At 69.0% G+C, this 14,065-nt stretch carries 15 protein-coding genes; 6 read left to right on the forward strand and 9 right to left on the reverse strand.

Annotation, left to right across the window (positions count from 1 at the left end):
• Nucleotides 1-50 precede the first annotated feature (50 nt).
• Both catC and HPA02_RS09580 read right to left on the reverse strand, forming a co-directional pair.
• The gene (gene catC / locus HPA02_RS09575; protein WP_146802965.1) at nt 51-341 is read right to left on the reverse strand and encodes a muconolactone Delta-isomerase; all 291 of its coding nucleotides are present in this window, start codon (nt 339-341) and stop codon (nt 51-53) included.
• A gap of 57 nt (nt 342-398) precedes the next feature.
• Nucleotides 399-1,517, reverse strand: coding sequence for a muconate/chloromuconate family cycloisomerase (locus tag HPA02_RS09580; protein ID WP_146802966.1), 1,119 nt, complete (start codon nt 1,515-1,517; stop codon nt 399-401).
• A gap of 103 nt (nt 1,518-1,620) precedes the next feature.
• Between HPA02_RS09580 and HPA02_RS09585 the strand changes: the two genes are divergently transcribed.
• A complete protein-coding gene (locus HPA02_RS09585; RefSeq protein WP_146802967.1) occupies nt 1,621-2,496 on the forward strand; it encodes a LysR family transcriptional regulator in 876 nt (291 codons plus the stop codon).
• Nucleotides 2,497-2,523: 27 nt separating this feature from the next.
• Here the strand turns inward: HPA02_RS09585 and HPA02_RS09590 are convergent, their stop codons facing one another.
• From HPA02_RS09590 to HPA02_RS09600, 3 genes are read right to left on the reverse strand one after another with little or no spacing between them, the layout of a single operon-like run.
• Nucleotides 2,524-3,825 (reverse strand): amidohydrolase, encoded by a 1,302-nt coding sequence (locus HPA02_RS09590; RefSeq protein ID WP_146802968.1) that lies wholly within the window; start codon nt 3,823-3,825, stop codon nt 2,524-2,526.
• A 17-nt stretch (nt 3,826-3,842) separates the two neighbouring features.
• A complete protein-coding gene (locus HPA02_RS09595; RefSeq protein WP_146802969.1) occupies nt 3,843-5,300 on the reverse strand; it encodes a sodium:solute symporter family protein in 1,458 nt (485 codons plus the stop codon).
• Nucleotides 5,293-5,505 (reverse strand): hypothetical protein, encoded by a 213-nt coding sequence (locus tag HPA02_RS09600; RefSeq protein WP_146802970.1) that lies wholly within the window; start codon nt 5,503-5,505, stop codon nt 5,293-5,295. Before HPA02_RS09600 ends, HPA02_RS09595 begins: the two co-directional genes overlap by 8 nt.
• A 135-nt stretch (nt 5,506-5,640) precedes the next feature.
• Here HPA02_RS09600 and HPA02_RS09605 point away from each other — a divergent pair, with 135 nt between their 5' ends.
• Entirely contained in the window at nt 5,641-6,528 is an 888-nt protein-coding gene (locus tag HPA02_RS09605; RefSeq protein WP_146802971.1) for a LysR family transcriptional regulator, read from the forward strand.
• On the opposite strand, the gene dacB is transcribed toward HPA02_RS09605, so the two are convergent.
• The 3 genes from dacB to trmB all read right to left on the reverse strand — a co-directional run bounded on the left by dacB (nt 6,516) and on the right by trmB (nt 9,072).
• Nucleotides 6,516-7,952 carry a D-alanyl-D-alanine carboxypeptidase/D-alanyl-D-alanine endopeptidase gene (gene dacB / locus HPA02_RS09610; RefSeq protein ID WP_146802972.1) on the reverse strand — a complete coding sequence of 479 codons (1,437 nt, stop codon included), beginning with the start codon at nt 7,950-7,952 and terminating at the stop codon, nt 6,516-6,518. The two genes, HPA02_RS09605 and dacB, sit on opposite strands and share 13 nt — an antisense overlap.
• A gap of 34 nt (nt 7,953-7,986) precedes the next feature.
• The gene (locus tag HPA02_RS09615) at nt 7,987-8,316 is read right to left on the reverse strand and encodes a DMT family transporter (RefSeq protein ID WP_146802973.1); all 330 of its coding nucleotides are present in this window, start codon (nt 8,314-8,316) and stop codon (nt 7,987-7,989) included.
• Between the two features lie 66 nt (nt 8,317-8,382).
• Nucleotides 8,383-9,072 carry a tRNA (guanine(46)-N(7))-methyltransferase TrmB gene (gene trmB / locus HPA02_RS09620; protein WP_146802974.1) on the reverse strand — a complete coding sequence of 230 codons (690 nt, stop codon included), beginning with the start codon at nt 9,070-9,072 and terminating at the stop codon, nt 8,383-8,385.
• A 308-nt stretch (nt 9,073-9,380) separates the two neighbouring features.
• On the opposite strand from trmB, the gene HPA02_RS09625 reads away from it, so the two are divergent.
• The 3 genes from HPA02_RS09625 (at nt 9,381) to HPA02_RS09635 (ending at nt 12,168) form a co-directional block, all read left to right on the forward strand.
• Complete coding sequence (locus HPA02_RS09625) at nt 9,381-11,258, forward strand: beta-ketoacyl synthase (protein ID WP_146803024.1); 1,878 nt, start codon at nt 9,381-9,383, stop codon at nt 11,256-11,258.
• Between the two features lie 134 nt (nt 11,259-11,392).
• Nucleotides 11,393-11,872 carry a pantetheine-phosphate adenylyltransferase gene (gene coaD, locus HPA02_RS09630; protein WP_146802975.1) on the forward strand — a complete coding sequence of 160 codons (480 nt, stop codon included), beginning with the start codon at nt 11,393-11,395 and terminating at the stop codon, nt 11,870-11,872.
• Nucleotides 11,873-11,919: 47 nt separating this feature from the next.
• Entirely contained in the window at nt 11,920-12,168 is a 249-nt protein-coding gene (locus HPA02_RS09635) for a YfhL family 4Fe-4S dicluster ferredoxin (RefSeq protein WP_146802976.1), read from the forward strand.
• Nucleotides 12,169-12,239: 71 nt separating this feature from the next.
• On the opposite strand, the gene HPA02_RS09640 is transcribed toward HPA02_RS09635, so the two are convergent.
• The gene (locus HPA02_RS09640) at nt 12,240-12,566 is read right to left on the reverse strand and encodes a hypothetical protein (RefSeq protein WP_232341164.1); all 327 of its coding nucleotides are present in this window, start codon (nt 12,564-12,566) and stop codon (nt 12,240-12,242) included.
• 101 nt (nt 12,567-12,667) lie between these two features.
• On the opposite strand from HPA02_RS09640, the gene HPA02_RS09645 reads away from it, so the two are divergent.
• Nucleotides 12,668-14,008, forward strand: coding sequence for an MATE family efflux transporter (locus HPA02_RS09645; protein ID WP_244945900.1), 1,341 nt, complete (start codon nt 12,668-12,670; stop codon nt 14,006-14,008).
• Nucleotides 14,009-14,065: the final 57 nt, after the last annotated feature.

Below are 14,065 nucleotides of genomic sequence, written 5' to 3' on the forward strand. Positions count from 1 at the left end.
CCCGCCGATTGGCGGGCCGCGTCGTATGGGCATCGTCCGTCAGCCGGCGATCAGCTATCGTCGTCACGGATCGAGGACGGATGGCGGCACAGCGGCTTGACGCTGATTTCCATATAGGGGAAGAGCGGCAGGTTGGAGATGATCTCCTGGAGCTCGGCGTTGTCCTCCACGTCGAAGATGCTGACGTTGGCGTAGCTGCCGGCCACCCGCCACAGATGACGCCACTTGCCACGGCGCTGCAGCTCCTGGGCATAGGCCTTCTCGGTGGCCTTGATCTCGGCGGCCCGCTCGGCGGGCATCTCGGGGGGCAGCTTGACGGTCATTTCCACCTGAAACAGCATGGCGCTCTCCTGATTAAGTGTGTGTTGCGAAAGGGTAATGGGTCGCCCACGGGCGCCTTACTGACGCGAATAGTGGGCCAGCTTGTCTTCGTCGAGGGTAACGCCGAGGCCGGGACCGGACGGCAGCTCGACCCCGAAGTCGTGGAAGTCGAGCGGCTCGGCGACGATATCGTCCTTGAGCAGCAGCGGGCCGAACATCTCGGTGCCCCAGGCCATCTCGCCCAGGGTGGCCCAGGCGTGCAGGGAGGCCGCGGTACCGATGGTGCCCTCCAGCAGGGTGCCGCCGTAGAGGCCGATACCGGCGGTCTGGGCCAGTCGGCCCAGCTCGATGGCCCCCAGGGGGCCGCCGGCCTTGGCGATCTTCAGGGCGAAGGCGCCACCGAAGCCGGCGCCGACCAGGTCGAGGCCATCCCGGGCGTCCTGTACCGCCTCGTCGGCCAGCATGGGCACCCGGAAACGATTGGCCAGGCGCACCAGGCCGGCATGCTCGCGGGCCGGGATGGGCTGCTCGATCAGCTCGATCCCCGCCTCCTGGAGGGCATGGATGCCGCGCACCGCGCTGGTCTCGTCCCAGGCCTGGTTGACGTCGACCCGCACGCTGGCACGCTCGCCCAACGCCGCCTTGATGGCCGCCACATGGGCCACGTCCTCGGCGACGCTACGGGCGCCGATCTTGAGCTTGAAATCGCAGTGGCGACGCTGCGCCAGGCGCAGCTCGGCCTCGTCGATGTCCTTCTGGGTATCGCCGCTGGCCAGGGTCCAGAGCACCGGCAGGTGGGTCTGACGGGCGCCGCCCAGCAGCTCGGCCACCGACAGCCCCAGGCGCTTGCCCTGGGCGTCCAGCAGGGCCGTCTCCAGCGCCGACTTGGCGATCATATTGCCCCGGGCATGGCGTGCCAGGCGCGCACGCAGGGCATTGATATTACTGGCCTCCTGGCCGATCAGCAGGGGCGCCAGGTAGGTGTCGATATTGCGCTTGATGCTCTCCGGACTCTCCGGCCCATAGGCCAGGCCGCCGATGGTGGTGCCCTCCCCCAGGCCCTCGATGCCATCGCTGTCGCGCAGGCGCACGATGACCAGGGTCTGGCAGGCCATGGTGGTCATGGAGAGCTGATGGGGGCGAATGGTCGGCAGATCGACCAATTGGGTGTCGATGGACTGGATAACGGCGGACATGACGGGGAGCACCTCAGGGAAGCAGTGAACCCCTCCAGTGTGATTGCCTTTCGGGCCTCGGACCAATATCGTTTGGAAACCCTGCCATACCTCAGGAGGTATGATGGAACTGCGTCACCTGCGTCTCTTCTGCCTGGTGGCCGAAGAGCTCAACCTCACCCGGGCGGCCCAGCGGCTGCACATGACCCAGCCGCCGCTGTCCCGGCAGATCAAGGCCCTGGAGGAGGAGCTGGGCAGCCAGCTGTTCCGGCGCGGCCCCCAGGGGCTGGCCCTGACCGCCACCGGCCAGGTCTTCTACGAGCATGCCCGGCAGATCCTCGACAAGGTGGAGACCAGCACCGCCACCATCCGCCGCATGGAGCGTAGCCAGCGACCGCTGTTCAGCATCGGCTTCGTGCCCTCGGTGTTCTATGGCCAGCTGCCCCTGCTGGCCAGGGAACTACGACAAAAGGATAAGGCGGAGCTGAGCCTGGTGGAGCTGACCACGGTACAGCAGATCCAGGCCCTCAAGGCGGGACGCATCGATATCGGCTTCGGCCGTCTGCGGGTGGACGACCCGGACGTGGAACAGCGGGTGCTGTTCGACGAGCCGCTGCTGGCGGCGCTGCCCACGGGCCACCCCCTGGAGGGCACCCGACCCAGCCTGGAGGAACTGGCCTGCTATCCCTTGATCCTCTTCCCGGCGCGCCCCCGCCCCAGCCTGGCGGACATGGTGCAGGGACTCTTCCACCGCCGCGGCCTCAAGACCCGGGTGGTGCAGGAGACCAACGAGCTGCAGACGGCGCTGGGGCTGGTGGCCTCCAACCTGGGCATCACCCTGGTGCCGGAGCAGGTGCGCAACGTGCAGCGTCAGGGCATCGGCTATGTGCCCCTGGCGGATGCCAGCCTGACCACCCCGGTGATCTGCAGCCGCCGTCGGGGCGAGGCGGACACCCCGCTGATGCGCGAGGTGGACGCCATCCTGGCGCGGGTGCAATAGACCGCCGGATAGTGAGGGAGTCGTCCCTTAGGTGCCCAGATAGGCCAGGGCGCCGCTGGCCAGGGCCGCCATCCCGGTCTTGAGGGTCGCCGCCTGCCCCGGGGCATAGTAGGGAGAATGGGGCATCTCCAGGTGGCGCATCTTCTCGGCCACGCCCTCCCCCGGAGTCTCCTGCCAGCGCGCCTCGGAGGTGGCGCCGATAAACCAGTAGACGCAGGGGATCGCCTCGCCGCCGAAGCCCCCCGCCTCGGCATCGCCGAAGTAGGGGAAGTCCTCGCTGCCGTTGAGCCGCGGCATGGGAAAGAGGCGATCCTCGCCGAAGTGGTCGGCGTGGGCCCGGCGCACCCGAGCCACCGCCTCCGGGTCGTTATGCAGGGCGATGGTCTCGGAGAGCCCCCGGAACTCCGGGGCCCGGGGGGCGCGCCCCGCCTCGCACTCGCAGCGCACGATGCGGCGGATCGACTCCAGCACCCGGGCATGCAGGGCGTTATCGAAGCCGCGCACATTGATCTCCAGCTCCGCCGTATGCGGGATGATATTGCCCTGGGTACCGGCGTGGAGCTTGCCCACGGTGACCACCACCGTCTCCTCCGGCGGCACCTCTCGGGCGACGATGCTCTGCAGCCGGGTCACCACATGGGCGGCGATCACCACCGGGTCGATGCTCTGGGCCGGCATGGAGCCGTGCCCGCCGGCGCCGTGGATGGTCACCCCCAGGGTGGTGGCGGCGGCCATGGCGCTGCCGGCGATATGCCCGACGGTGCCCTCCCGGGCCGGCATATTATGCTGGCCCAGCACCACATCGGGCCGGGCGAAGCGCGTATAGAGGCCATCCTCGAGCATCGCCCGGGCGCCGCCGAAGACCTCCTCGGCGGGCTGACAGACCAGCATCAGGGTGCCCCGCCAACGTTGGCGCAGGCCGGCCAGCACCGCCCCGGCGCCCACCAGGCAGCTGCTGTGCAGGTCGTGGCCGCAGGCGTGCATCACCGGCACCGTCCCGCCCTCCGTCTCCGCGGTGCTGGTGCTGGCGAAGTCGAGGCCGGTCTGCTCCGCGATGGGCAGGGCGTCCATATCGCCGCGCAGCATCACCGTGGGCCCCTCGCCATTGCGCAGCAGGGCCACCACCCCGGTGCCCCCCACCCCGCGGGTCACCTCGAAGCCCAGGCCCTCCAGGGCGTCGGCGAGGCGGGCGGCGGTCTCGTGTTCCTGGAAGGGCAGCTCCGGATGCTGATGAAGCTGACGGTAGAGGGCCTGGACCTCGGCGAAAGCCGCCTCTACCCGGGCATCGAGATCGCGCTTGAGGTCGTTAGACGTGGCTGACGTGATCATCATGGCCTCCATGGGGGTCAAGAGTGTTGGGTGCGAGAGAGGGCGGCGTCGCCGGCGCGGGTCGCCCCCTGCCAGACGGCCACCACCAGCACATTGAGCAGCATGGCCCAGACGCCGGCGTGCCAGCCCAGCGGCGAACTCCAGACGAAGTCCATCAGCAGATAGGCCAGGCTGCCGACCAGGGCACCGGCCATCACACTGGCGCGGCGCAGCCGCGGCATAAAGAGCGCGCCGATGACCATCGGGAAGAGCTGGACGATCAGTCCGTAGGCGCCGAGCAGCAGCAATACCAGAGAGGCGGGATTGGCCAGGGCGAACAGGTAGGCGATCAGCGACAACCCCAGCACGCTCCAGCGGGTGGCGCTGACCACGGTCTGCTCGCTAGCCCCTTTCATCAGGGTGGGGCCGGCCACGTCGCGCACCAGCACGATGGCTGCGGTATGCGCCAGGTTGGCGCCGGTAGACATGGCCGCGGCCAGGGCCCCCGAGAGCATCAGGCCGATCACCCAGGGCGAGAAGTCGGCCACCTCCATGACCATGCGCAGCAGCACGGTATCGGCACGCGCCAAAGGGGTGTCGGCGAAGACCAGGATGCCGGCGAAGCCGATAAACAGCAGCGGCACCAGCAGGTAAGCATAAAGCGGGTAGAAGACGCTGACCTTGCGCAGGGTCTTGCCGCTGTCGGCGGAGTAGAACTTCATGAACAGGTGCGGCCACATGGCGCCGCCGAAGGCACTGACCAGCACCGCGGTGCTGAAGTAGCCCCAGTCCATGCCGGTGGCCCCGGGCAGGGTCAGGTACTCCGGTGCCGCCTGCTGGATCTGGGCGAACATCTCGCCGACGCCGCCATAGAGGCGCTCGGAGATGGATAGCCCCAGAAACCAGGCGATGGCGATCATCATGATGCCCTGCACCAGGTTGGTCCAGCCGATGCCACTCAGGCCACTGCAGAACACGTAGGCGGCCACCACCAGGAAGGCCAACAGGGCGCCCAGCCAGAAGGGCACCAGGCCATCGGTGGCGGCCTGGAAGAGCAGGCCGGCGCCGGCGATCTGGATGGTCAGGTAGGGCACCAGGGCCAGCACGCCGATCACCCCGGCGAGGAATCCCAGCGGCTTGCTGCGGTAGTGATCGGCGATCATGTCGCCCTGGGTCAGGTAGCCCCGTTCGCGGCCCAGGGCCGCCACCCGCGGCCCCAGGGCCCAGATGGTGATCGGCACTAGCGACAGATAGGCGAGAATATAGAAGGCCGGCGCGCCGTGCTGATAGGCCCAGCCCGGGGCCCCCAGGAAGGCGAAGGCGGAGAAGATCTCGGCGCCGAGGATAAAGAACAAAATCACCACGCCCACGTGGCGGCCGCCGGCCACATAGCCCTCCAGGCTGGAATTCTGCTGGCCGCGGGCGCGCAGCCCCACCCAGAGCACGCCGGCGAGATAGGTCAGGGTGATGCCGACGATGATCAGCGAATCAATCATGGTGACGCCCTCCGTGACGAACCACGAAGGCCACCCACATGCCGGCGAAGAGCACCAGCATCCACAGGATGTACCAGAAGAACAGGAAGGGCAGGCCGAGCAGCATGGGCTCGATACGGTTGGCGATCAGCGCGCCTGGCCAGATCATCGCCAGGGTGCACAGTGTGAAGTGCAGCCCCACCAGCCAGTGATAGGTCTTGTTCATCGAGGGTCGTCCCGCTCGCCGTGGCGAGTCTTGTTATGGATTGTCCCTTGACTATGGCGCAGGCCGAGAGATAGAAAAAATATCTATATTGGATACCACCCATACCGATTGGATATGGGTTTCTCGAGAGGGCTCATGGAGTTTCGCCAATTGCACTACTTCGTCGCCGTGGTGGAGGCCGGCTCGGTCTCGGCGGCGAGCCGCCGCGTCCACGTGGCCCAGCCGGCGCTGACCCGGCAGATTCGCCTGCTGGAGGAGGATCTGGAGACGCGGCTCTTCGAACGCCATGCCCGCGGCATGCGACTGACGGTGGCGGGCCAGGCGCTCTTCGAGGAAGCCCAGGCGCTGCTCGATCGGCGCACCCGGCTCAGGGCGCGACTCACGGCCCTGGGCCAGGGGCTGGAGGGCAAGGTCAGCCTGGGGGTGACGGTGACCCACCTCTGGATGCCGGAGGTGGCGGGACTGCTGCGGCGCTATCGGGATCGCTATCCGCGGGTCGCCTTCGAGGTCTTCCCGCTGCTCTCGGGACCGCAGCTAGAACGCCTCGCGGAGGGCCGCCTGGATGCCGGCATCCTCTACCTGGACGATGGCGGCCGCCCAGGGTTGGAGGCCCGGCGGCTGGAGGAGGATCACCTGATCCTCGCGGTGCCGGAGGGCTCTTCCTGGGCCGACGCCCCACCGACACGCCTGAGCGATCTCGCCGAGGCGGACTTCATCTGGGGCTTCCGCAGCGCCTCGCCGGTCTACTACGACCGCATGCAGGCCCACTTCCAGCGCCTCGACTTTCATCCCCGAGTGGTGCAGTACGGCGCCGACAATATCGCCATCCTCAGCATGGTGGCCGCAGGGCTGGGCGTCGCCATCCTGCCCGCCGCCAGCCGCTGTCACCCCATGCCCGGCATCCGCTTCGTGGAGCTCGCCGAGCTAGGCGCCTGCGAGATGCCGCTGTGGTTTGTCTGGCGCGCCGACAACGACGCCCCGGCCCTGCGCAACCTGGTGGAACTGGTGGCTCAGCGCGACTGAATCATCGCCTCCAGATCCCGGGCCAGCGGGTCGAGCACCTCGGGCCAGCTCAGGTAGGGAGTGGTGCCGTTGCCGTTGACCAGCACCGAGAAGACGCCCCAGCGACCGCTGGCGGTGCGGAAGTAGCCGGCGGCGGCGCGCACCGCGAAGGGCTGATTGAGGGTCCCGGTCTTGAGCATCACATGGTGTTGGAAGGTGTCGCCGCCGCGTCGAATAAAGCGCATCACCCCGGTGGCCGGCGACTGCAGGCCGGCGACGAAGGCGGGAAAGAGCGCCGGCTGGCGGTACATGTGCTCGAGCAGCACATTGACCCCGGCGGCCGTGGTGCGGTTGGTGGTGGTCAGGCCGCTGCCGCTGTCCAGGGTCAAGGGCCCGTGGTTGGGCAGTGCCTCGGCGAAGCCGGCCAGGGCGGCGCCGGCCGCCGGCAGGTCCTGGCTGCCCTCGGCGAGCCCCAGGGTCAGCACATCGGCCATGTAGTTATTGGAATAGTGCATCACCCCCAGCAGCAGCTCCTGCAGGGAGCGCCCCTCCACCGCGCTCAGGGTAGCGACCTCGACCGGCGGGGGCTCCCGGGTCACCCGCGGCGCGCCCTCGACCGTGATGCCCGCCTGGACCAGCAGGGCGCCCAGGGTCTGGGCGGTCTGCCAGGCGGGGTCGGCGCTGGCCCGATGCACGTTGCGGGGCGCGGCATCGGCGGCGATGCGCCCGCGTAGGATCAGTTGCTCGCTGCCCGCCTCCCCGGCCCGCTCGACGCTGAACTCGGTGCCGCCACCGGCGGCCACGGTGTCGATGCGGTTATCCAGGGGCAGTAGGGGCTCGGCGGTATCGCAGCTCAGCGCCCGGGCCGGCTCGCCCACGGCCCCCGGGCGAATCGACAGGCACCAGCTGCCGTGATTGACCCCCGCCGCGGAGAGCTGCGCACTGTAGGCGTTGGCGGCGCGCCGGCGGGCCTGGCAGCGGTCGGTGGTGACGCACGCCACGGGGCCGAAGCGCCACTGGCTGACGAGGACATCGCCGTGGATCGCGGTGACGCCACGCTGACGCAGGCCCTGCACCAGCTTCCACAGGTCCTCGGCCACCAGGCCCGGGTCGCCGCTGCCCTCGAGGATCAGATCGCCGTCGAGCACGTCCTCTCGATCCACGCGGCCGGGCGTCACCAGGCGCGTCGTGAAGCGGTGCTGGGGCCCCCATTCACTCAGCGCCGCCGCCGCGAGGTAGGCCTTGGAGACCGAGGCCGGCGATAGCTGGCGACGCGGCTCGATCGCCCCGAGCGACTCGCCGGGGGCGGCGCCATCGCCCAGCAGGCGTGCCTCGGCGCCCACGGCGAAGCCGCGCTCCACCAGGCCGGCCAGATGGGTAAAACCGTCCGCCAGGGCCGGCAGGGGCAGCAGCAGGGCACAAAACAGCACGAGAGAACGCAACATGGCAAATTCCGGGAGGCTCGACGTAGGAAAGGGCTTAGTGGGGCGACATCTGCGAGAAGGCCTGGATCACCACCACCCCGGCGACGATCAGCAGGATCCCCAGGATGGCGGGCAGGTCGGGCTTCTGGCCGTAGACCAGCATGGCCACCAGGGTGACCAGGACGATGCCCAGGCCGGCCCAGAAGGCGTAGGCGATGCCCACCGGCAGGGTGCGCAGCACCAGGGTCAGCAGATAGAAGGCGGTGGCATAGCCACCCACCACGATCAGGCTCGGCCCCAGGCGGGTGAACTCCTGGGACGACTTGAGGGCGCTGGTGGCGGCCACTTCGGCGATGATCGCCAGGGCCAGGTAGAGGTAGGCCATGAGGGGACTCCTTGTCACGGCGATGCCCGAATCGGCGAGCCATTCTAGCCGGCTCGAGCGGCGGCGTCAGGGGCGGGGCATCAGGTCGGGAGCATGGGGCAGCCGGGCCACCAGCCGCCACAGGGCCTGGCCGCTCAGGTGGTACTTGCGCTCGAAGGGCGTCAGATACGTCTCTCCCTCGGGCCGGTAGGCCTCGACCTCGGCGGTGATGCCGGTGGCCTGGGTCAGGGCCAGGGCGAACTCCTCCACGTAGAGCCGCCAGTTGGAGCGCAACTCCAGGCGTCCCCCCAGCCCCAGCAAGGCCGGCAGCACCGGATGCCCCTGCCAGCGCAGCTTGAGGTGGGCCGCCTTGGGGTAGGGGTTGGGGTAGAGTAGGTAGTGGCGCTCGGGACGCCAGCCCGCGTCCAGGGCCAGGCGCCAGAAATCCACCAGGTCGGCGCGCACCAGCCGGGCATTGGCGGGGAGCTCGCCGTGCTCCCGGGTCAGCCGGCTCTCGCTGCGGTCGACGCCGATCAGCGCATGGTCGGGGAAGCGTCGCGCCAGCTCGCGGGTGGAGAGCCCCACGCCGCAGCCCGAGTCGAGGATCAGCGGCTTGTGCTGGTCGGCGAGCCAGGCCTGGGCCGCGACGAAGGCGGCCCGAGTGTGCTCGGCCACCGGCTTGCGCAGCGGGTGCGTCAGGGCCCGCGCCACCCGGCGTGCCAGGTCGTCGTGGGGACCCGTCTGATTGGAGAGGATCACGCGAGAGTTGGCATCCATGGGCTAGGGCTCGGCCGGGGCAAGAGTGAGCGCCTATTCTAGCAATGCGGGCCGATAAAAAAATGGCGCATCCGCAGGAAGGGACGCGCCAACACCAACTCGTATGACTCAAACAGCCGTTTCATGATAGCCCGAAGAAGGGTCGATTTCAAACATCTGTTTTAACCTTTTTCCGGTGCCGGCCCACGAGCCCCGCATGACGGGGGCGAAGCCGGGGTGCTATCATCCGGCTCCTACTCGAATATGACTCCACGATCAAACAGCACAACGAGGAATCCGGCTTGTCACACTTACCGGTGATCGTCGGCATGGGGGGCGTCAATGCCGCCGGCAGAACCTCGGGGCACCAGGCCTATCGCCGCTCCATCCTCGAGGCCCTGCCCGAATCCGCCCAAGCCGAGACGCTGCTCGGCCTGGCCGCCCTGATGCGCCTGGCCGGCGCCGCCGATGGCCAGTGGCACGACGCGGGCGACCAGCCCCTCGCCGCCACCGAGGTCGTCGAGCGGTACCGTCAGCGCATTCTCGACCACACCCTGATCCGGCGCATCGAGGATCCCCGCTTCGGCGCCGACGGCATTCCCGCCAATCGCCAGGCGCGTCTCGATATCGAGGCGCCGCTGGTGTTTCGGCTGCGCCGCCGTCAGCTTCCCGAGGCACTGCCGGAGACCTGGCAGGTGCGCGAGCTCGACCGTCGCCAGGTGGAGGTCACCGTCCCCGCCGGCCATCTCGATGTGCTGCTGCCGGAACGCCGCGCCGCCCAGGTACGGGCCGCCGGCCAGTTGCCCAGCGGCTTCGAGCCGGAGCGTCTCTACCGCAGCGTGCACCACCCCCGGGGCCTCTCCATGGCGGTGTTCGGCGCCTCCGACTGCCTGGGCGACAGCGGCCTGGCGTGGGAAGCCTTGCGCGACCGCCTCGACCCGGACGCCATCGCCGTCTATGCCGGCAACTCCATCGGCCAACTGGATGATGCCGGCTGGGGCGGCCTGCTGAAGAGCTTCGTCTCCGGCAATCGCGCCACCTCCAAGCAGATGCCCCTGGGTTACGGGCAGATGCCCGCCGACTTCCTCAATGCCTATGTGCTGGGCAGTGTGGGGCCCACCGGCGCCATCCAGGGCGCCTGCGCCAGCTTCCTCTACAACCTGCGCCTGGGGGTGGAGGACATCCGCAGCGGTCGCCGCCGGGTGGTGATGGTGGGCACCTCGGACGCCCCCATCACCCCGGAGATCATCGAGGGCTTCCGCGCCATGGGCGCCCTGGCCGACGACGACAGCCTCAAGGCCCTGGACGCCCTGGAGCTGCTCACCGACGAGGATTACCAACGCGCCTGCCGGCCCTTCGCCCGCAACTGCGGCTTCACCATCGCCGAGGCCAGCCAGTTCGTGCTGTTGATGGATGACGCCCTGGCCCTGGAGGTGGGCGCGCGGATCCTCGGCTCCGTGCCCGGGGTCTTCGCCAACGCCGACGGCTGGAAGCGCTCCATCTCGGCCCCCGGCATCGGCAACTACATCACCCTGGGCAAGGCCGCCGCCCTGGCCCGGGAGATCCTCGGCGAGGAGGGCCTGCGCCGGCGCACCTTCCTGCACGCCCATGGCACCAGCACGCCGAAGAACCGCATCACCGAGTCGCATGTCTTCGATCGTATCGCCGACGCCTACGGCATCGAGGCCTGGCCGGTGGTGGCGGTGAAGGCCTTCGTGGGCCACTCCCAGGGCAGCGCCGCCGGCGACCAGATCGCCAGCGCCCTGGGCAGCTTCGCCCGTGGCCTGCTGCCGGGCATCCCCACCCTGGACGCGGTGGCCGACGACGTGCACGCCGAGCGCCTGACTTTCTCGCGCACGCCCCTGGCCTTCGACGCCGACGCCAGCCTGATCAACGCCAAGGGCTTCGGCGGCAACAACGCCACCGGCCTGGTGCTCTCGCCGCGCGTCACCGAGCGGCTGCTGGAGCAACGCCACGGTGCCGCCGCCATGGCCGCCTGGCGCGCCAAGCGCGACGCCACCCAGGCCACCGCCGAGGCCTACTGGGCGCAGGCCGACCAGGGCCAGTTCCGGGTGCAATACCGCTTCGGCGAAGGGGTGCTGGAGGGGCCGGAGCTGGAGATCGACGACCAGGAGCTGCGTATCCCCGGCTATGCCCAGCCGGTCTCCCTGGCCGTGGACAACCCCTTCGGCCGCCTCGACGACTGACGGAAGGCACCGTCTCCGCCTCGACCGAGCCAAGTGCCGGGGACGGGGCGGCGCTCCCGGCGATGATATTGTCGCCGCGGGGCGCCTTCGCTACCCTGAGGCCCGCCCCCGATGATCGGCACAGGACACCGCCCATGAACACCGTGGTCTATCCCGGCACCTTCGACCCCATCACCAATGGCCATACCGACCTGATCGAGCGCGCCGCGCGCATGTTCGACCGGGTGATCGTGGCCATCGCCGCCAGTCCCGGCAAGCGCCCGACCCTCGACCTGGACACCCGGGTCGCCCTGGCCCGCGAGGTGGTCGCCGACCTCAATAACGTCGAGGTGATGGGCTTCTCGGGGCTACTCACCGAGTTTCTCGAGACCCAGCAGGCACGCATCATCCTGCGCGGCCTGCGCGCCGTCTCCGACTTCGAGTACGAGCTGCAGCTGGCCAATATGAATCGTGCCCAGGCGCCGGACGTGGAGAGCCTCTTCCTGACCCCGGAGGTGCAGAACTCCTATATCTCCTCGACCATCGTGCGGGAGATCGCCAACCTGGGCGGCGACGTCTCCAAGCTGGTCCACCCCAGGGTCGTCGAGGCCTTGAAAGCGCATTACAATACCTGAGTTAGCCGCTCGGAAAAGCGGCTCAGGCAATTCTCTGAGGTAGCCCCATGGCCTTGATGATCACCGACGAGTGCATCAACTGCGACGTCTGCGAACCCGAATGCCCCAATGGCGCCATCTCGCCGGGGGAGGAGATCTATGTGATCGACCCGGCGCTGTGCACCGAGTGCGTCGGCCACTTCGACGAGCCCCAGTGCCAGCAGGTCTGTCCGGTGGACTGCATCCCCCTGGATCCCCAACGCGAGGAGACCCGGGAGCAGCTGATGGAGAAGTATCAGCGCATCACCGCGGCCTGACGCCAGCCCGCCTCACGACGACGCCGGTGCCCTCGAGGGAGGACATCGGCGTCCGTTTTTGCGCCGAGCCGCTATAGCTCGTCGGCGCGGCGGCTGACGCTGCACCCCAGGCAGCGCCGGAAGGTGGCCTCCGCCGGGGTCTTGATCAGGGTCTCCGCCGCCGCCTCGACGTTCCCCCCCAGGGCGCTGAAGGGCAGCGAGACCAGGAAGAGCGCCGTGCCTCCCAGGGTCGCCGCGGCCAGTAGCGGGCGCCCGATCAGCGCATCCGCGATCATCGCGCCTCCGCTGGGTTGCGCCGCCAGGCGCTGCTCCATGACGCCCTCCCGGGCCCCCGCGGCGCCGCTGGCCAGCGCCAGGGCGACACCCAAGGCGATTACCCCTCGCTTGATTCCTCGCATCGCTATTCTCCCCTCGATGATGGTCCTGACGCGGCGCGATTTGTGCTGGCCCCATGCCGGGGCTATCCTGCCCGCCCGTCGTTACCTCTCAGGGAAGTCTAGTGCCCATCGCCCCACACCGCCGCATCTGGCTACTGGCCTGGCCGATCATCCTGTCAAATATCACCGTGCCCCTGCTGGGCCTGGTGGATACCGCCGTGGTGGGGCACCTGCCCGACTCCCGCTACCTGGCCGGGGTGACCCTGGGGGCCACCCTGTTCGGCTTTCTCTACTGGGGCTTCGGTTTCCTGCGCATGGGTACCACCGGCCTGACTGCCCAGGCCCTGGGGCGCGGCGACGATAGCCAGGTGCGTACCCTGCTGGGCCAATCCCTGGTGCTGGCGGTGGCCATCGGCGTGGCACTGATCCTCTTCTCGCGACCGCTGATCGAGCTGGGCCTGTGGCTGCTGGATGGCAGCGAGGCGGCCACCGGGCTGGCCCGGGAGTATGCCCGGATCCGCATCGTCTCGGCCCCGGCGGTGCTGGCCAACTACGCCATCCTGGGCTGGTTCCTGGGCCAGCAGAACTCCCGGGTCACGCTGATGATCCTGGTGCTGACCAACACCATCAATATTCTCCTCGACCTGTGGTTCGTGATCGGCCTGGGCATGACCAGCAAAGGCGTGGCCCTGGCCTCGGCCATCGCCGACTACAGCGCCCTGGCCTTCGGCCTGTGGCTGGTCGGGCGCCAGCTGCGCGGCCTGGGCGGGCGACTCGATCGCCAGGCGCTGCGGCGCCCCGCCGCCTATGGCGAGCTGATCCGGGTCAATGGTCACCTCTTCGTGCGCACCCTGGGGCTGCTCTTCGCCATGGCCTTCTTCACCGCCCAGGGCGCCAGCCAGGGCGATACCATCCTCGCCGCCAACGCGGTGCTGCTGCAGTTCATCATGCTGACCAGCTACGGCCTGGACGGCTTCGCCCATGCCGCCGAGGCCCTCACCGGGCGCGCCGTGGGGCGCGGGCGCTGGGACGAGTTCCGCGCCGCCGTGGCCGGCGCCACCCGCTTCTCGCTGGTGACCGCGGCCCTGGCCAGCCTGGCCTTCTGGCTGGGCGGCCCGACGCTGATCGCCCTGCTCACCGACCTGCCGGAGGTGCGCGCCAACGCCGCCCACTACCTGCCCTGGGTGATCCTGATGCCGCTGCTGGCGGTATGGAGCTACCTGCTCGATGGGGTCTTTATCGGCGCTACCGCCAGCCGCGAGATGCGCAACAGCATCTTCGTCGCCCTGGCCGCCTACCTACCCGCCTGGTGGTTGGCCCAGGGGCTCGGCAACCACGGCCTGTGGCTCGCCTTTACGCTCTTCACCCTGGTGCGCTCGGCGACCCTCGGTGCCTATTACCTGCATTACCGGCGCCACCGCTGGCGAGACGCGCCGGCCCGTCCCCAGGGCAGACCACGGTAGCCTTAGGTCGATAGCGTGCAATGGGATTTTTCGGCTATGTTGCGATAGTCCATATCA

It is taken from the genome of Bisbaumannia pacifica, assembly GCF_007989625.1.
Lineage (GTDB): Bacteria > Pseudomonadota > Gammaproteobacteria > Pseudomonadales > Halomonadaceae > Bisbaumannia > Bisbaumannia pacifica.